We start from the raw sequence: 16,369 nt of genomic DNA, 5'->3' as shown, positions 1-16,369 counted from the left end.
CCGCTCCGCCGTGGCGGTGGCGGTTCCGCCGGTGGGGGCCGGCGATTCGGGGGCAGGGGAAGGAAGGGTGGCGCGGGGGATGTCGATGCTGGAACGCTCCTGTCGAGCTGGTCCGGTCGCTGCACTCTGCAGCTACCGAGGCCTGTTCGAGGGTGTGCCGGGCGGTTGCCGTCGGATCGGGAGAACCGCGCCGCTGCGGGGGCGCACACCGTCGTGCGGTCCGGCCCGGGGGCCGGCCACGACCTTTTCTTTCAACGAACCGCTCGTCGGCAAGGTTCCCGGCGGGGTTTTCCGGCGTGGTTGCCCGCCTGGGCCCCGGAAATCCCAGTCACTGGAAATCTCAGTCTCTGGAAACCCGGTCTCAGGAAGGCGGCCGAGGGGCCGGAAAACGGCCGAGGGGCCGGTGCGTGCGCACCGGCCCCTCGGAAAAGCGTTGTGAGGTCAGATAACCGTGACGGAAGTGGCCTGCGGCCCCTTCTGGCCCTGGCCGATCTCGAACTCCACGCGAGCGTTCTCCTCCAGGCTACGGAAACCGTTGCCCTGGATTTCGGAGTAGTGCACGAACACGTCGCCACCGCCGTTGTCCGGGGTGATGAAGCCGAAGCCCTTTTCGGCGTTGAACCACTTCACGGTGCCTTGCGTCATAGAATTCTCCACCACTGAAAACGATCGAGGTGCCACCTCGGCACCCGGGTCGAAGACCGACGGTTTGATCTTCCGGTGACGGAGAACCACTACGCCCGCGCATCTTGCGAGCGTGGCCGCGGGGAGTACCCACCGCACGAACACAAAATATGACCGCGGTCAGTGAACCACACCGCAGGCGCGGGCGCCAGCCTCCTGATCAGGTCGGCACCCGGGCCGATTCGGCAGCCTGGAACCAGTCCACCCTGTCTGTCTCTTGTGGACTGAACCGCCTGCTGACCTGTGCTTCATTGTGCACGTGGGTGCCCGTCGTGTAGCGTCGGTCACGTCGAGAGAGATTTTCCCCCGCGCGCCGGCACCAGGGTCGGCGTGGCCCTCGACCGACCGTGAAGCCCGAGCCGGCTGCCCGGTCCGGCCGTCGTTCCGCCTCCCTGCGGACGACGGATTTCAGCCCACGGTTTTTGATAGACGGTTTTTCGATGAGGAGCCGCATGCGCTCGGAACGACGTCCGCTGTCCCCCGAAACCAGTGAGTTCGCCCGTGCCCGCGTGTCCGCGGAGCTGGGTATGCGCCACCAGCGCGACCAGGCGGCACGCACCGTCGCCGCCCGTGCCCACGACGCCGACGACCTGCGCGGTCTGCTGGACATGCTCGGCTTGGAGGCCGGCGCCCGCAGCTGAGGCCCGCTCCACCCCGGCTCGACCAGCCCCGGCTCAGGCCGGGGCCAGGCCGGGTGGGCTCGGACCGGATCGGATCGACCCGGGCTCGCACCGGGCCGGCTCAGACCAGCCAGGCCGCCGAATCCGGTGGCAACCGGCCGTCGACCAGCGGACTGCTGGACACCAGCAGCTCGCCCGGCGGCAGCGCGATCGAGCTCGCCGACGTGTTGAGCGCGCAGATCAGCCCGCCCTTGCCCCGCCGGAACGCGAAGCAGCCGGCGGGCGCGCCGTACCACTCGAGCTCGTCGCCCACGCGGAACGCCTCGTGCGTTTTGCGCAGCTCCACCGCCCGCCGGTACAGCGAGAGCGTGGACGCCTCGTCCTCGAGCTGGTGTTCGGCCGTGAGCTCGGCCCACTCCGCCGGCATCGGCAGCCACGTGCGCGGGTTGCGGGAGAAGCCGAACGGCGGCAGCGAGCCTTCCCACGGCATCGGCACGCGCTCGGGATCACGCCCGAACTCCGCGCCCTGCGTGCGGGCTCGCGGGTCCTCCATCGCCTCGAGCGGCAGGTCGACGTTGGGCAGGCCCAGCTCTTCGCCGTTGTACAGGTACACCGCGCCCGGCAGTGCCAGCTCCACCAGCGCCATGGCCCGCGCGCGCCGCAGACCGGCCGCGCCGCCGCCGTAGCGGCTCACGGTGCGCCACACGTCGTGGTTGGACAGCGTCCAGGTCGCGGGCGCGCCCGCCGCGCGCGGCACGGCCAGCGACCGCTCGATCGACGTGCGCATCGCGTCCGCGTCGAAGTGGGTGAGCACGAGGCGGAAGTTGAACGCCAGGTGCAGCTCGTCGGGCCGCAGGTAGCGGGCCAGGCGCTCGTCGTCGTTGACCCAGATCTCGCCGACGGCCATCGTGTCCGGGTACTCGTCGAGCACCTTGCGGATCAGCTGGTGCACCTCGTGCACGCCGTCGTCGTCGAAGCGCGGGTCGAAGTGCTCACCGCCGCCGAAGCCGGCCGCGCGCGGGTCCATGTCGGGCAGGCCCGGTGGCTTCGCCATGCCGTGGGCCACGTCGATGCGGAAGCCGTCGACGCCGCGGTCGAGCCAGAAGCGCAGCGTGCGCTCGAGGTCGTAGCGCACGTCGGCGTTGGCGTAGTTGAGGTCCGGCTGCTGCGGGGCGAACAGGTGCAGGTACCACTGCCCGTCGGGCACCCGCGTCCACGCGGGCCCGCCGAACACCGACACCCAGTTGTTGGGCGGTTCGGCGCCGTCGGGGCCGCGGCCGTCGCGGAACACGTACCGGTCGCGTTCGGCGCTGCCGGGCGCGGCGGCCATCGCGGACTTGAACCAGGAGTGCCGGTTGCTGGTGTGGTTCGGCACGATGTCCACGGTCACCTTGATGCCGCGCTTGTGCGCCTCGGTGAGCAGCACGTCGAAATCGCCGAGCGTGCCGAACATCGGGTCGACGTCGCGCGGGTCCGACACGTCGTAGCCGTGGTCGGCCATGGGGGAGCGGTAGAACGGCGTGAGCCACAGCGCGTCGACACCCAGCAGCTCCAGGTACCCGAGCCGGCTGCGGATGCCTTCGAGGTCGCCCACGCCGTCGCCGTCCGAATCGGCGAAGGAGCGCACGTAGACCTGGTAGAAGACGGCGTCGGACCACCACGACGGGCGGGGCGGGCCCTCGGGGGACCTGCGGTGGCCCGCCACCGGGCGTCTCATCAGACGAAGCTGTTCATCATGCTGTTGGCCGCCATCTCGAGGTAGGCCCACAGCTGCTCGCGGTACGGCTCGGGCAGGTTCTCCTCGTCCACCGCCACGCGGATCGCGCGCAGCCACGCGTCGCGCTCGATCGGGCCGATCTTGAACGGCGCGTGGCGCATCCGCAGCCGCGGGTGGCCGCGACGGTCGGAGTAGGTGTGCGGGCCGCCCCAGTACTGGATGAGGAACAGCCGGAACCGTTCCTCGGCCGGGCCGAGGTCCTCTTCGGGGTACAGCGGGCGCAGGATCTCGTCGGTCGCCACTTCCTCGTAGAAGCGCGCGACGATCCGCCGGAACGTCGGTTCACCGCCCACGGCCTCGTACAGGTTCGCGGGTTCGGAGCCACTCACAGTCGACACCCCTCCATCTTGCCCTTGCCCCGGCTACTTGTCGGCGCCCGGTGCGGACAGGAACCGGCCCAGCGGCGGCTCGAAGCCCGCTTCCTCCAGCGCCACGAGCAGGTGCGCGCGCAGGGCACGCTGCACGGCCCACTGCTTGCCGGGCCGCACCTTCACTGTGAGCCGCAGCTGGATGCCCTCGGGTGTGACCTTCTCCACGCCGAGCATCTCCGGCGGCTCCATCACGTTCACCGCCAGCGCGTCGCTCTCGGCGGCCTTGGTGGCCGCCGCGGTGAGCACGGTCGCGGCCCGGTCGACGTCGGTGGAGTAGCCCAGCGGCACGTCGACCACGGCCACGGCGTAGCCCTGGCTCGAGTTGCCGACGCGCAGCACTTCGCCGTTGCGCACGTACCAGACGGTGCCCTGCAGGTCGCGCAGCGTGGTGATGCGCAGGCCCACGGCCTCGACCGTGCCGGTCGCGGCGCCGATGTCGATCACGTCGCCCACGCCGTACTGGTCCTCGATCATCATGAAGATGCCGGACAGGAAATCACGCACCAGGTTCTGCGCGCCGAACCCGAGAGCGACGCCCACGATGCCCGCCGACGCGATGATCGGCGCCAGGTTGATGCCCAGTTCGCCCAGCACGAGGATGAACGCCAGGCCGTAGATGAGGAACGTGGCCATCGACTTCAGCACCGAGCCGATGGTCGCGGCCCGCTGCCGGCGGCGCTCCACCACGGCCGGGCCGAGCACGTCGGGGGCGCGCTCGCGCAGCGGCCGCAACAGGGTCGGGAGCTTGCCGGTGCCGCCCCGCGGCAGCGTGGTCACGCGGTTGATGACCCGGCGTGTGAGATACCGCACCACGAACGCCAGGACCAGGATCAGGATGATCCGCAGCGGCTTGGTCACGAGCCAGCCCGCCGAGCCGGCGAGCCACTCGTTGTGCGTGATCGAAAAGACCTGCGAGCACCACGTGCCGGGGTCGGAGATGCACGCTGGCGGAGCGCTGAGCACGGGGTTCACGAGCTGGAACAGTCCTTCCGTCGCTTCGGTTCACCCAACGGCAAGTGGATGTTGGGTCGCGGGCACGTGACACGTCACGTAACACACGTGCACTTTGGGGCTGATGTGTGGTCGACTATGCCTGCACCGGTGGAGGTGGTCGAGTGCCAGACCGACAACCCGTCCCCCTCGGCGGCAGCGGCCAAGCCATGGCCGACCAGCCGCCGGAGGCGGTCCTGCGTGCCTGCCCGGGGGGTTCCGCATCCGGCGGAACGATCCCGGCCGGGCCGGGGACCCGACCAGGGGGAGTTACCCGTCCGCCCGGACAGCGTAGAGGCCGGGACCCGGCGACCCCGTCGTGGGGGCGCCGTCGCGTATTGCTGCTGAACGCCACCTTCGAGCCCCTCACCGCGCTGCCCATGCGGCGCGCGGTGGTGCTCGTGATGTGCGGCAAGGCGGAGGTCGTCCACGGTGATCCGGCGGGCGTGGAACTGCACGCCGCGACCGTGTCGCTGCCCGTGCCGTCCGTGATCCGGCTCAGCACTTACGTGCGCGTGCCGTACCGCGCGAAGGTGCCGCTGACCCGGGCCGGGCTCATGCACCGCGACCGGTACCGCTGCGCCTACTGCGGCGGGCGGGCCGAGACGATCGACCACGTGCTGCCGCGCAGCCGCGGCGGGCCCCACAGCTGGACCAACTGCGTGGCGTGCTGCGCCAAGTGCAACCACCGCAAGGCCGACAAGCTCCTCTCGGAGCTGGGCTGGCGTCTGCGCGTGGTGCCGCGGGCGCCCCACGGCCCGCACTGGCGGCTGCTGGCCCACTCCAAGGAGGCCGACCCGCTGTGGCAGCCGTACTTGGGGTCCGCGGCCTGACGAGCCCCGGACACGTCGGCGCCCCGGCTGCCTGTGCGGCGGCCGGGGCGAGCCGATGAGTCGTGTCACCGGGTCCGCGCGGGGTGCGCGCGAGACCTCTGCTTCCGGCGTCCGCCGCCCCTGAGGGTGTGCGGGCGTTTTTCGTTGAGGGTCCGGGTTCTCGCGAGCCAGGTCAGGCGGCCAGGGCGAAGTCGGCCTGCGAGGTCACGCGGGTGCCGCGGGTGACCCTCGTGCCCCGGGTGACGCGGGTGCCGCACGTGACGCGCGTGCCGTTGGTGACGCGGGTGCCGCGGGTCACGCGGGTGCCCCTCGTGACGCGGGTGCCGGCCGTGACGCGGGTGCCGTTGGTGACGCGCGTGCCGCGGGTGACCCGGGTGCCGCGCGTGACTCGAGTGCCGTTGGTGACGCGGGTACCGCGAGTGACCCGAGTACCGCGGGTAACCCTTGTGCCGGACGTCACACGCGTTCCGGTCAGGAATTCGATTTCGCTGGGTGACGAAATGGTCTCGGTGATCGCCTGAGCGGGGGGCTGGACACTCTGCATGACATGGCCTCCTGGGACCGGTGCGTGACCTGCTGGGGCTGAGGAGCGGACCGCAAGGCCCGTACAGGTGAAAAAGCTACGAGGATTTCAGTGCGCCGACAAGACGGGGGCGACCGGTACGGCCGCCTGTACGTTGAGTTGCAACCTTTCGGCCCGCCCGGCTTCGCCCCAACGTTCCAGCGCGCGCGAGCCAAGCGGCGGACGGGCGCTGTCGCACGACGAGCGGTCGGCACACCGGCGGGACGCCGCCGACTCACCGCACGGCGCCGCGCGGTGGCCGAAAGGGCCATCCGATACGCTCACCGGCGTGAACGTTGTCGAGACGATCCTGGTCTACGCGGTCATCCCCCTGGCCATCTACTTGGTGGTCGGTGCGGCCACCCTGCGGAAGAAGTTCTCGGGGACGCCGCGGTACCGGCCGGGACAGCCGTGGGAGTACCCCGCGATGTGGTGGACCGCCAACCCGGAGGGTGTCGGTGCGGGCCACCACGCCGTCGATCCGGAAGCTGTGGTGCCCTCGGGCGCCCTGACCGCCGTCGGAGGCGCACGTGGCAAGTGGTGAACTCGCGCACTCGGCCACCGCGGTCGAGGTCGCCGAGAAAGATCTGCCGTTCGGTGAGGTGATCACAGGCAGCGGCCGGCGTTCGGCCGCCAAGATGTACGAGCCGGCCGAGCCGACCAGCCCGTTCTCGGTGCAGCAGCTCGCGCGCCTCGACGAGGCCCTCACGTTCGCGACGCGCGAATCCGGCGTCGCCTTCAGCGTGTACCTCGGTGACCTCGGCGAGGACACCCGCGCCGGCGCCGAGAAGCTGCTGGGCTCCACCGACTCGCCGGCCGACTCGGTGGTCGTCGCGGTCTCGCCCGCGCAGCGCGCGATCGAGATCGTGGTGGGCCAGCGCGCCCACGTCCGCCTGCCCGACCGCGGCGCCAACCTGGCCGTGGCGAGCATGGTCGCGTCGTTCAAGGAGGGTGACCTGGTCGGTGGCCTGGTCAACGCCCTGCGCATGCTGAGCGACCAGGCCGGTCCGGAGCCGAAGCACTGATTTCAGCTTGATCCCCGAAGGGGGCTTCCTCGATCGTCGAGGAGGCCCCCTTCGGCGTTTCCGGGGTTCAGCGGTGCGCGCGCAGGGCCTCGAGGGTGGCGTCGAGGTGCTCCCGGGTCGCCGCGGCGGCCGCGGCGGGGTCGCCGGCCTCGATCGCCGCCACGAGGGCGTGGTGGGCGTCGTGGTGGTGGTCGGGGGCGGCGCCGAGTCCGGTGTCGGAGACGAGTTGGTGGGCGGCTTCGCGCAGGGAGGCGAGGAACGCGGCGAACAGGTCGGTGAGGACCGGGTTGTGCGCGGCGGCCACCACCGCGGCGTGCAGCGCGAGGTCGGTTTCAACCAGCTCTTCGGGCGTGGCGGCTTCGTCGCGGCCGCGCAGGGCCTCGCCGAGCGTGTGCAGGTCCGCGGTGGTGCGCCGGGCGGCGGCGAGGCGGGCGGCCTCGACCTCGAGGCCGATGCGGACCTCGTAGACGTCGATCACCGCGGCCGCGCGGAGGTTGCGGTCGAGTTCGGACACGGGTTCGGCCGAGGCGACGTAGGTGCCCGAGCCCTGGTGCGCGCGAAGCTGGCCGGCGGCGGCGAGCACGCGCACGGCTTCGCGGCAGGTGGAGCGGCCGACGCCGAGCAGCCGGGCCAGCTCGACCTCGCCGGGCAGCTTCGTGTCGACCGGCCACTCGCCGCGGGCGATCAGGCGGCGCAGCTCGTCGACGGCGGCGTCGACCAGTGACGTGCGGGAAACCGAGCGGACGTTCACGGTGCTCCAGATCTGTCTGAGGACCCGACCAGTCTAGTTGTCTGAGGACCTGAGGACTAGTACAGTGCCGGTCATGCGAAGCGCACGTCTTCTCCTCGGCTGCCGCAGCGGGGCCTGACCACGATCGGCCGCCCCGCTGCGGGGTCTTGTCGTGGCCAGTCGTCCCGCGCGCAGAGAGGGATTTCCCGTTATGCCACCCACATTTTCCGCACTGTCCACTCCGGACGGTCCGATCCCCGCCGGCCAACCGGCGTGGAACCGCCAGCGTCCCTCCCGCATGCCGTCGCACCGCTACCGCGACGTGTACACGCGCGTCGAGGTCCCGCTCGCCGAGCGCGAGTGGCCCGCGCGCCGCATCACCGAGGCGCCGCTGTGGGTGCCGGTCGACCTGCGCGACGGCAACCAGGCGCTGCCCGAGCCGATGAACCCCGAGCGCAAACGCCGGTTCTTCGAGCTGCTGGTGGCCATGGGGTACAAGGAGATCGAGGTCGGCTACCCGAGCGCCTCGAAGACCGATCACGACTTCGTGCGGCTGCTGGCCGAGACCGGCCTGGCGCCCGCCGACGTCACGATCGTGGTGTTCACGCCGGCCCGGCGCGACCTGATCGAGCGCACCGTCGCATCCGTGCGGGGCCTCGCGAACCCGGTGGTGATCCACCTGTACACGGCCACCGCACCTGTGTGGCGGGACGTCGTGCTCGGCCGCGATCGGGCGGAGCTGGGCGGGCTGATCGACGCCGGGGCCCGGGACGTGCTCGAGTTGGCCGGTGACGTGGCGGGCGTGCGGTTCGAGTTCTCACCCGAGGTCTTCAACCTCACCGAGCCGGACTTCGTCCTCGAAGTGTGCGACCGCGTGACGACGCGGTGGGACGCGACGCCCGAGCGCCCGGTCGTGCTGAACCTGCCCGCGACGGTGGAGGTCGCCACGCCGAACGTGTACGCCGACCAGATCGAGTACATGCACCGCCACCTCGCCCGCCGTGACAGCGTGATCCTCTCGGTGCACCCGCACAACGACCGTGGCACCGGAGTCGCGTGCGCGGAGCTGGCCGTGCTCGCGGGCGCCCAGCGCGTGGAGGGCTGCGTGTTCGGCAACGGTGAGCGCACCGGCAACGTCGACCTCGCCACACTCGCGCTGAACCTGCACGCCCAGGGTGTGGACCCGAAGATCGACTTCTCCGCGATCGACGAGATCCGCCGGGTCGTGGAGCACTGCACGGGCCTGCCGGTGCCGGCGCGCCACCCGTACGTGGGCGACCTCGTGCACACCGCGTTCTCCGGCACGCACCAGGACGCGATCAAGAAGGGCATCGCGGCGCACGCGGCGCGGGCCGCGGCGCTCGGCGTGGCGCCGGAGCGGGCGCCGTGGGAGGTGCCGTACCTGCCGGTGGACCCGGCCGACCTCGGCCGGACCTACGACGAGGTGATCCGGGTCAACAGCCAGTCGGGCAAAGGTGGCATCGCGTACCTGCTGCAGACGCGGTACGGGCTCGACCTGCCGCGCCGGCTGCAGATCGAGTTCGCCCGGGCCGTGCAGCGCGCCACCGACGACAGCGGCACGGAGATCGAGGCGAAGGAGCTCTACGAGCTGTTCACGGCCGAATACCTCGAGCCGGGCCGCAGCGGCGGCGAACCGGTGGCTCCGGGCGCCGACCTGAACCGCGAAACCGCCGTGCTGCCGGACGGCACCACGGTCGCGTACGTGGAGACGCGCACCGGTTGGGGTGTCGGGATCGCCGCCTCCGCCGAGGAGGCGACCGCGCAGGCACTGGCCAGTGCGGCCGTGCGAGCGCGGAGCTGACCGCGGGTGTCCCGCTCCCGCCGGCGGCAGGAACGGGACACCTCGGTGGTCAGGCCTGGCTGTCGAACTCGCGCGCCGCCAGTGCGCGGACGATGCCGGCCCGGCCTTCGGACACCAGGCGGTGCAGGGCGGCCGGGTGCTCGCGCTCCAGCCACTTGTCCGACGCCGTGACCGTGGCGGGCTCGACGGCCCACGACGGGTAGAGCCCGATCACGGTCGGCTGCGCGCGCTCGCTGGAGCGGCGCGTCCACACCTCGTCGACGACCTCGAAGTAGCGCTCGACGTAACCGCCGAGCAGCTGCTTCTGGCCGGGGTGCGAGAAGCCCGAGATCAGGGCGTCGCTCACGGCGTTGGGGATCTCGTCGTCGTGCACGGCGCGCTGCCAGGCGTCGGCCTTGGCCTCGGCGGTGGGCTGCAGGGCGCGGGAGCGCTCGGCGTGGCGGCGGCCCGCGGCGGTGTCGTCCTTGGCCTGCTCGGCCTCGATGTCCGCGGTGCCTGCCTTGCCGTGCGCCACCAGGGCCTGCAGCAGACGCCAGCGCAGGTCGGTGTCCACGGTGAGGCCGGGCAGCGGCGCGGAGCCGTCGAGCCAGCCCGCCACGATGGTCAGCGTCGCCTCGTCGAGCACGCCGCCGGCCAGCGAGTTCACGAACGCCAGCTGGTGGTCGGACCCGGCTTCGGCACCCTGCGAGAGCTCCAGCAACCGTCCGGTGAAGGCCGGCCAGCCCTGCTCGGCGGCCCACTTCTGGTCCGCGTACGAGTTGAGCGCCGTCTGCGCCTGCAGCAGCAGCCGCTGCACCACGCCCACCTCGCTCTCGGCGTGGATGCCGCGCGCCACCAGCGTCACGAAGTCGCGCGCCTTGAGCTCGGCCTCGCGGGTCATCTCCCACGCGGCCGACCAGCAGAGCGTGCGCGGCAGCGGTTCCACGATGTCGGCGATCCGGTCGATCAGCGTGGTGAGCGACGCGGGGTCGAGGCGCATCCGGCAGTAGGTGAGGTCGTCGTCGTTGACCAGCACCAACTTGCCCGCCGGCTTGCCGACCAGCGCGGGCACCTCGGTGCGGTCGCCGGACACGTCCAGCTCCACGCGCCCGGTGCGCACGACCTTGCCGGCGCCGTCCTCGTCGTACACGCCCACGGCCACGCGGTGCGTGCGCAGCTCACCCGCGCCCGGCTTCGCGCCCGTCTGCACCACGGCGAACGACGCGAACGTGCCGTCGGCCGCCACCTCGTAGCGCGGGCTGAGCGAGTTGAGCCCGGTGGTCTCGAGCCATTCGGCGCTCCACCACGACAGGTCGCGCCCGGACGCCTCCTCCAGCGCGGCCAGCAGGTCGGCCAGCGTGGCGTTGCCCCACGCGTGCTTTCCGAAGTAGACCTTCAGCCCGTCGAGGAAGTGCTCGATGCCGACGTAGGCCACGAGCTGCTTGAGCACGCTCGCGCCCTTGGCGTAGGTGATGCCGTCGAAGTTCACCTCCACCGCGTGCAGATCGACGATGTCGGCCGCGATCGGGTGCGTCGAGGGCAGCTGGTCCTGCCGGTAGGCCCACGACTTCTCGATGTTCGCGAAGCTGGTCCACGCGTTCTTGTACTCGGTGGCCTCGGCCTGGGCGAACACGCTCGCGAAGGTCGCGAACGACTCGTTGAGCCACAGGTCGTCCCACCAGCGCATGGTGACCAGGTCGCCGAACCACATGTGCGCCATCTCGTGCAGCAGCGTCTCGGCGCGCCGCTCGTAGGCGTAGCGCGTGACGCGGCTGCGGAACACGTAGTCCTCGAGGAAGGTCACGGCGCCGGCGTTCTCCATCGCGCCCGCGTTGAACTCCGGCACGAACAGCTGGTCGTACTTGGAGAACGGGTAGGGCGTGCCGAACTTCTCGTGGAAGAAGCCGAAGCCCTGCTTGGTCTCCACGAACAGGCGGTCGGCGTCCATGTGCTCGGCCAGGGACGCGCGGCAGTAGATGCCGAGCGGGATCGTGCGGTGGGCGTCGGAGAACTCGTCGCGCCACTCGGCGTACGGGCCGGCGATGAGCGCCACCAGGTAGGTGGAGATCCGTTCGGACACGGCGAAGTTCGTCACACGCGCGCCGTCGGGAGTGTCGTCCTCGGTCTCGATCAGCGCGTTGGACACGATCTTCCAGTCCCGCGGCGCGCGGACACCGAGCTGGTACACCGACTTGAGGTCGGGCTGGTCGAAGCAGGCGAACATGCGCTTGGCGTCGGCCGTCTCGAACTGCGTGTAGAGGTACACGCCGTTGTCGACCGGGTCGACGAAGCGGTGCAGGCCCTCGCCGGTGTTCATGTAGCGGCAGTCGGCGGTGACCACGAGTTCGTTGTCCGCGGCGAGCCCGGGCAGCGCGATGCCCTTGTCCTCGACGTAGGTGCTCACGTCGAGGTCCGTGCCGTTGAGCACGGCGGAGCGGACGCCCTCGGCGATGAGGTCGATCCAGGACGACTCGCCCGGCCGGGTGGCGGAGAAGCGCACTGTGGTGGTGGAGAGGAACGTCTTCTCACCGGGACCGCCGTGGCCGTCGGTCAGGTCCAGCACGATGTCGTAGGACGCGACATCCAGCAGGCCGGAGCGCTGCTTGGCTTCGTCACGAGTCAGGTTGGGGGCGGGCACGGGCACCTCTGGTCTTCGATTCCGGTTCCGGTTTTCGGGCTGTCGAGCATCCAATCATGCGAAGCGGTCCTCGGGCGACGGGGAACAACCGCGCACGTCGTGCCGTTGCCTGCCAAGGTGGGGGACACCCCCTCCGTAATGGCATGCCTGCCGACGTCGAACCCTCGCGAGGAGCTCGTTGAGATGACCGCTGCGTCCCAGCCCACCAAGGTGGACTTCTACTTCGACCCGATCTGTCCGTTCGCGTGGATCACCTCGCGGTGGATCCTCGAGGTCGAGAAGCAGCGCGACCTGGACCTGAACTTCCGGATCATGAGCCTGTCCGTGCTGAACTCGGGCCGGGAAGAGCTGCCGGAGCGCTACCAGGAACTGATGGACAAGGGGTGGCGCCCCGTGCGCGTCGCCACCGCGCTCGCCGCCGCCAAGGGCGAGGAGGCGCTGCGCGACTTCTACACGGAGTTCGGCACGCGCTACCACAACCAGGGCACCAAGGACTTCGACGTGGTCCTCAAGGAGGCGCTCGACGCGATCGGCGCTCCGGCCGAGCTGATCGAGGCCGCCGACTCGACCGAGTACGACGAGGCCCTGAAGAAGAGCCACCACGAGGGCATGGACCCGGTCGGCATGGACGTCGGCACGCCGACCATCCACATCGACGGGGTCGCGTTCTTCGGCCCGGTGCTCAGCTCGATCCCGCGGGGCGAGGACGCGCTGAAGCTGTTCGACGGTGCCGTCGCGATGGCGAGCTACCCGGACTTCTTCGAGCTCAAGCGCACCCGCACGGGTGAACTGAACTTCGACTGACGCTCACGGGGTCGCCAGCGCGGCCCGGGTCACGTCGGCGGGGTAGGGCGAGGTCGCGACGGCCTCGTCCGCCCCGGTGACCCCGGCCGCCACGGCGGCCTTCAGCTCGTTGAGCCGGCGCAGCCCGTCGCGGTGCTCCCGCAGGAACCCGGGGCCCACGGGCTCGCCGTGGCCGGGCACCACCACCCGCGGGTCGAGCGCGAGGATCGCCTCCAGCACGCCCGGCCATTCGCCGAGGTGCGTCTCGTCGCTGAACGACTCCGCCGTGAAGCCCTCGGGCCCGTGTTCCACCACGTCGCCGGCGAACACCACGGCCGCGTCGGGCACGTGCACCACCAGGTCGTGGTCGGTGTGCGCGCGACCCCGGTGCAGGAACGCGACAGTGCGGCCGCCGAGGTCCAGTTCCGCCCGGTCGGTCACGAGCCGGTCGGGCAGCATGATGCCGGTGCGGTCGAGAGCGTCGGCGATTTCCCGGTTGCCCGCTTCGCGGTACTTCGCACTCCGCTTGGCCCTCGCCTCGTCGCCGTGGTCCACGAGCTCCCGCAGGCAGCGTTCGTGGGCCCACACGTCGCACGGCAGGAACGGCGTGGTGCCGAAGGCGTGGTCGAAGTGCGCGTGGGTGTAGACGACGCTCCACGGCAGATCCGTCAGCTCGCGCACGGCGGCGGCGAGCTCGGCGCCCTGGTCGACGTCGCCGCGCGTGTCGATCACGAGGCAGCGTTCGGTGCCGATCACCAGCCCGGTGGTGAGGTCGAGCTCTTCGTAGCGGCGCGCGTGCACGCCGTCGGCCACTTCGGTCCAGGTCATGTCGCCTCCAGGAATTCCCCGCGCAGCGTGGGCGCGGTGGTGCTGACGTCGGCCTGTGCGGCGAGCTCGACGTCGTTCGGGTGGCCCGCCGCGGCCAGTTCGCGGCCGGACGAGCAGGTGCGCAGGGCTTCGCCGACGTCGGTGCCGGCCCAGGCCGCCGCGGCCAGCGCCGCCTCGGCCGAGAGCGTGCGGCCGTGGCTCGCCAGGGCCGCCGCGATGGCACCGGCGCCGAGCTGATCTTCCACGCAGGGCCGCAGCGGGCCGAACTTCTTTTCCCCGCCCAGCAGATCGAGGCCCCAGCGTTCGCCGGCGGGGATCACTCCGACGGGTTGTCCGGCAGCGAGCGCGAGTGCCTCGGCCGCGACGGCCGAGGCGTTGCGCAGGCAGCCGACCAGTACGTGCGCACCGGTGGCGGCGGCCGCGGCGGTGAGGGTGGCGCCGTTGGGCGAGGGCAGCGCGAGCCGCGTGCCCGACGGGATCTCCGTCACAGACGAGGGCCGCAGCGTCCACGGTCCGGCACCCGCCACCGCCGCGCCGGCGGCCCGGGCGGCGGCCAACCCGCGCTCGTCGCGCCAGCGCACCGGCAGCACCCGGCCGCCGCGCGCGGTCACGAGATCCGTGGTGGTGCCGAAGGAAAGCACGTCGACCACCACGAGTACCGCGCACGCGCCCCCGAGCGCGGCCACGCCTTCACCGCCCCATTCGAGCCGGACGTCGGTTCCCGCCTGCTCCCACGTGTCCACCCCCAGAGCATGCCCGCCACCGGCGGTGATGGCAGACTCGCCGCTGTGCGTGTCTACTTGGGATCCGACCATGCCGGGTTCGAGCTGAAGAACCACCTGGCCAGCCACCTCGCGGGCCAGGGGCACGAGGTCGTCGACGTCGGTCCGCGCGTGTACGACGCCGCCGACGACTACCCCGCCTACTGCGTGGAAGCCGCGCGCCGCGTCGCCGGCGACGAGGGCAGCCTCGGCATCGTGATCGGCGGCTCGGGCAACGGTGAGCAGATCGCCGCCAACAAGGTGCCCGGTATCCGCGCCGGTCTCGGCTGGAGCGTGGAGACGGCCCAGCTGTGCCGCGAGCACAACCACGCGCAGGTGCTCGGCGTCGGCGCGCGGATGCACACCGTGGAGCAGGCCACTGCGATCGTCGAGGCCTTCCTGGCCACGGAGCCTTCGCCGGAGGAGCGCCACAACCGCCGCATCCAGCAGCTGCTCGACTACGAGCGCACCGGCACCCCGCCGCCCCTGCCGGAAGCCTGATGCCCGAAGGGCACACCCTCCACCGCCTCGCCCGTCTGCACAAACGCCGCTACGCCGGCGCGCCCGTGAGCGTGGCCAGCCCGCAGGGCCGCTTCGCCGACGAGGCCGCGCGGCTCGACGGGCAGGTACTGGTGTCGGCCGAGGCGTACGGCAAGCACCTGTTCCACGACTACGGTCCACACGGGACAGTGCACATCCACCTCGGCCTGTACGGCACGTTCGCCGAAACGCCGCTGCCGGAAACCGAGCCGGTGGGCCAGGTCCGCCTGCGCCTGGCCGGCCGCACGCACTGGACCGACCTGCGCGGCCCGACCCGCTGCGAGCTGCTCGACGCGGCCCAGACCGACGCCATCAAGGCGCGCCTCGGCCCCGACCCGCTGCGGCGCGACGCGAAGCCCGAGCGCGCGTGGGACCGGATCTCGCGCTCGCGCACCTCGGTGGCCGCGTTGCTGATGGACCAGGCCGTGCTGGCCGGCGTCGGCAACGTGTACCGCGCCGAGGTGCTGTTCCGGCACGGCGTGGCGCCGCTGGTCCCCGGCCGTGCTCTCGACCGCGGCCTGTGGGACGCGATGTGGGCCGACCTGGTCACGTTGATGCGCCACGGCGTGAAGATCGGCCGCATCGACACGGTGGCCCCGGAACACATGCCGGCCGCGCAGGGGCGCGCGCCGCGCGAGGACCGGCACGGCGGTGAGGTGTACGTGTACAGGCGGGCCGGCATGCCGTGCCTGGTGTGCGGCACCGAGGTGGCGTCCCGGGAACTGGTGGGGCGCAACCTGTATTGGTGCCCGTCCTGCCAGCCCGCGTGACCGACCGGACCGGTTTCAGCGCGCGGTGAGGCCGTCGAGCAGCAGGTCGAGGCGTTCGGCGAGCGCCGCGGCCAGGTCGAACGGCGGCGTGGCGTCGACGAGCCAGCGGCGGAGGGTGTCGCCGTAGATCGCGGTCACGACCTCGGCCACCGTGCGCGCCGCGAGCTCTGCGCGCAGCTCGCCGCGCTGCTGACCCTGGCTGATCGCGGCGATCGTCGCGTCGGGCACGGGGTGCTGGTGGGCCACCACCTCGTCGTGGCGCAGGCTCACGTGCAGCATCCGGGTGAGGGTGCGTTCGCGCTCGTTCATGGCCGCCAGCGCGGCGAAGTAGCGGTGCAGCCGGGTGCGTGCGGGTTCGTCGGAGTCGGCGAGGTCCAGCAGCTGATCGCGCCGGTCCTGGCCCCACTCGACGAGGAAATCGCGCTTGTGCGGGTAGTGGTTGAGCACCGTCTGGCGCGCGACGTCCGCCTCCGCGGCGATCTGGTCGATCGTCGTCGCTTCGTAGCCGTGCTCCTCGAAGAGCCTCAACGCGGCCGTGAGCAGGCGCGCGCGCATCCGGACCCGGTTCGCCTCACGCCGCCCTGTGGTCATCCCGCCACTCTACTCATCTTTGGGCTAGAGGCTAAACTTAGGCTGGAGACCACACTTTGAAGGAG

The 16,369-nt window shown here is 71.5% G+C and carries 18 protein-coding genes; 8 read left to right on the top strand and 10 right to left on the bottom strand.

The window, feature by feature from the left end:
* Positions 1–441: 441 nt before the first annotated feature.
* A complete protein-coding gene (locus tag VSH64_RS23765) occupies positions 442–645 on the bottom strand; it encodes a cold-shock protein (protein ID WP_326564875.1) in 204 nt (67 codons plus the stop codon).
* A gap of 491 nt (positions 646–1,136) precedes the next feature.
* Between VSH64_RS23765 and VSH64_RS23760 the strand changes: the two genes are divergently transcribed.
* Positions 1,137–1,325 carry a hypothetical protein gene (locus tag VSH64_RS23760; protein WP_326564874.1) on the top strand — a complete coding sequence of 63 codons (189 nt, stop codon included), beginning with the start codon at positions 1,137–1,139 and terminating at the stop codon, positions 1,323–1,325.
* Between the two features lie 100 nt (positions 1,326–1,425).
* Here VSH64_RS23760 and VSH64_RS23755 read toward each other — a convergent pair whose 3' ends face one another.
* The 3 genes from VSH64_RS23755 to VSH64_RS23745 are packed head-to-tail and all read right to left on the bottom strand — an operon-like array spanning position 1,426 to position 4,424.
* Positions 1,426–3,021, bottom strand: a complete 1,596-nt coding sequence (locus VSH64_RS23755) for a glycoside hydrolase family 13 protein (protein ID WP_326837854.1) — start codon at positions 3,019–3,021, stop codon at positions 1,426–1,428.
* A complete protein-coding gene (locus VSH64_RS23750; protein ID WP_326838018.1) occupies positions 3,021–3,410 on the bottom strand; it encodes a globin in 390 nt (129 codons plus the stop codon). The genes VSH64_RS23755 and VSH64_RS23750 overlap by 1 nt, the downstream gene beginning before the upstream one ends.
* Positions 3,411–3,443: 33 nt before the next feature.
* Positions 3,444–4,424, bottom strand: coding sequence for a mechanosensitive ion channel family protein (locus tag VSH64_RS23745; RefSeq protein WP_326837853.1), 981 nt, complete (start codon positions 4,422–4,424; stop codon positions 3,444–3,446).
* A 398-nt stretch (positions 4,425–4,822) separates the two neighbouring features.
* Here VSH64_RS23745 and VSH64_RS23740 point away from each other — a divergent pair, with 398 nt between their 5' ends.
* The gene (locus VSH64_RS23740; protein WP_326838017.1) at positions 4,823–5,275 is read left to right on the top strand and encodes an HNH endonuclease; all 453 of its coding nucleotides are present in this window, start codon (positions 4,823–4,825) and stop codon (positions 5,273–5,275) included.
* A 172-nt stretch (positions 5,276–5,447) separates the two neighbouring features.
* On the opposite strand, the gene VSH64_RS23735 is transcribed toward VSH64_RS23740, so the two are convergent.
* On the bottom strand, positions 5,448–5,573 hold the full coding sequence (locus VSH64_RS23735; protein WP_326837852.1) for a hypothetical protein: 126 nt from the start codon (positions 5,571–5,573) through the stop codon (positions 5,448–5,450).
* Positions 5,574–6,126: 553 nt separating this feature from the next.
* Between VSH64_RS23735 and ctaJ the strand changes: the two genes are divergently transcribed.
* Together ctaJ and VSH64_RS23725 are read left to right on the top strand one after the other, a co-directional pair.
* Complete coding sequence (gene ctaJ / locus VSH64_RS23730) at positions 6,127–6,381, top strand: aa3-type cytochrome oxidase subunit CtaJ (RefSeq protein ID WP_326837851.1); 255 nt, start codon at positions 6,127–6,129, stop codon at positions 6,379–6,381.
* Positions 6,368–6,862 (top strand): DUF5130 family protein, encoded by a 495-nt coding sequence (locus VSH64_RS23725; protein ID WP_326837850.1) that lies wholly within the window; start codon positions 6,368–6,370, stop codon positions 6,860–6,862. Before ctaJ ends, VSH64_RS23725 begins: the two co-directional genes overlap by 14 nt.
* Before the next feature lie 67 nt (positions 6,863–6,929).
* Here the strand turns inward: VSH64_RS23725 and VSH64_RS23720 are convergent, their stop codons facing one another.
* Entirely contained in the window at positions 6,930–7,613 is a 684-nt protein-coding gene (locus VSH64_RS23720; RefSeq protein ID WP_326837849.1) for a FadR/GntR family transcriptional regulator, read from the bottom strand.
* 190 nt (positions 7,614–7,803) lie between these two features.
* Here VSH64_RS23720 and VSH64_RS23715 point away from each other — a divergent pair, with 190 nt between their 5' ends.
* Entirely contained in the window at positions 7,804–9,414 is a 1,611-nt protein-coding gene (locus tag VSH64_RS23715; RefSeq protein WP_407655663.1) for a 2-isopropylmalate synthase, read from the top strand.
* A 49-nt stretch (positions 9,415–9,463) separates the two neighbouring features.
* On the opposite strand, the gene pepN is transcribed toward VSH64_RS23715, so the two are convergent.
* A complete protein-coding gene (gene pepN, locus VSH64_RS23710; protein WP_326837848.1) occupies positions 9,464–12,031 on the bottom strand; it encodes an aminopeptidase N in 2,568 nt (855 codons plus the stop codon).
* Between the two features lie 183 nt (positions 12,032–12,214).
* On the opposite strand from pepN, the gene VSH64_RS23705 reads away from it, so the two are divergent.
* On the top strand, positions 12,215–12,835 hold the full coding sequence (locus VSH64_RS23705) for a mycothiol-dependent nitroreductase Rv2466c family protein (RefSeq protein ID WP_326837847.1): 621 nt from the start codon (positions 12,215–12,217) through the stop codon (positions 12,833–12,835).
* Positions 12,836–12,838: 3 nt separating this feature from the next.
* On the opposite strand, the gene VSH64_RS23700 is transcribed toward VSH64_RS23705, so the two are convergent.
* On the bottom strand, positions 12,839–13,642 hold the full coding sequence (locus VSH64_RS23700) for an MBL fold metallo-hydrolase (protein ID WP_326837846.1): 804 nt from the start codon (positions 13,640–13,642) through the stop codon (positions 12,839–12,841).
* On the bottom strand, positions 13,639–14,385 hold the full coding sequence (locus VSH64_RS23695; RefSeq protein WP_326837845.1) for a 2-phosphosulfolactate phosphatase: 747 nt from the start codon (positions 14,383–14,385) through the stop codon (positions 13,639–13,641). Before VSH64_RS23695 ends, VSH64_RS23700 begins: the two co-directional genes overlap by 4 nt.
* 45 nt (positions 14,386–14,430) lie before the next feature.
* Between VSH64_RS23695 and VSH64_RS23690 the strand changes: the two genes are divergently transcribed.
* Both VSH64_RS23690 and VSH64_RS23685 read left to right on the top strand, forming a co-directional pair.
* On the top strand, positions 14,431–14,904 hold the full coding sequence (locus VSH64_RS23690; protein ID WP_326837844.1) for a ribose-5-phosphate isomerase: 474 nt from the start codon (positions 14,431–14,433) through the stop codon (positions 14,902–14,904).
* Positions 14,904–15,713, top strand: coding sequence for an Fpg/Nei family DNA glycosylase (locus VSH64_RS23685; RefSeq protein ID WP_326837843.1), 810 nt, complete (start codon positions 14,904–14,906; stop codon positions 15,711–15,713). The genes VSH64_RS23690 and VSH64_RS23685 overlap by 1 nt, the downstream gene beginning before the upstream one ends.
* A 15-nt stretch (positions 15,714–15,728) precedes the next feature.
* Here the strand turns inward: VSH64_RS23685 and VSH64_RS23680 are convergent, their stop codons facing one another.
* Positions 15,729–16,304 (bottom strand): TetR/AcrR family transcriptional regulator, encoded by a 576-nt coding sequence (locus VSH64_RS23680; protein ID WP_326837842.1) that lies wholly within the window; start codon positions 16,302–16,304, stop codon positions 15,729–15,731.
* Between the last annotated feature and the right edge of the window lie 65 nt (positions 16,305–16,369).

This window comes from Amycolatopsis rhabdoformis, assembly GCF_035918295.1.
Lineage (GTDB): Bacteria > Actinomycetota > Actinomycetes > Mycobacteriales > Pseudonocardiaceae > Amycolatopsis > Amycolatopsis rhabdoformis.
The sequence above is the reverse complement of the archived record's forward strand: the minus strand, read 5'-3'. Positions and strand labels throughout refer to the sequence as shown.

Coding starts and splice junctions, on each gene's coding strand:
- VSH64_RS23740 (WP_326838017.1), top strand. CDS start 4,823: ATGCGGCGCGCGGTGGTGCTCGTGATGTGCGGCAAGGCGGAGGTCGTC.
- VSH64_RS23760 (WP_326564874.1), top strand. CDS start 1,137: ATGCGCTCGGAACGACGTCCGCTGTCCCCCGAAACCAGTGAGTTCGCC.
- VSH64_RS23680 (WP_326837842.1), bottom strand. CDS start 16,304: ATGACCACAGGGCGGCGTGAGGCGAACCGGGTCCGGATGCGCGCGCGC.
- VSH64_RS23705 (WP_326837847.1), top strand. CDS start 12,215: ATGACCGCTGCGTCCCAGCCCACCAAGGTGGACTTCTACTTCGACCCG.
- VSH64_RS23715 (WP_407655663.1), top strand. CDS start 7,804: ATGCCACCCACATTTTCCGCACTGTCCACTCCGGACGGTCCGATCCCC.
- VSH64_RS23685 (WP_326837843.1), top strand. CDS start 14,904: ATGCCCGAAGGGCACACCCTCCACCGCCTCGCCCGTCTGCACAAACGC.
- VSH64_RS23765 (WP_326564875.1), bottom strand. CDS start 645: ATGACGCAAGGCACCGTGAAGTGGTTCAACGCCGAAAAGGGCTTCGGC.
- VSH64_RS23700 (WP_326837846.1), bottom strand. CDS start 13,642: ATGACCTGGACCGAAGTGGCCGACGGCGTGCACGCGCGCCGCTACGAA.
- VSH64_RS23755 (WP_326837854.1), bottom strand. CDS start 3,021: ATGAGACGCCCGGTGGCGGGCCACCGCAGGTCCCCCGAGGGCCCGCCC.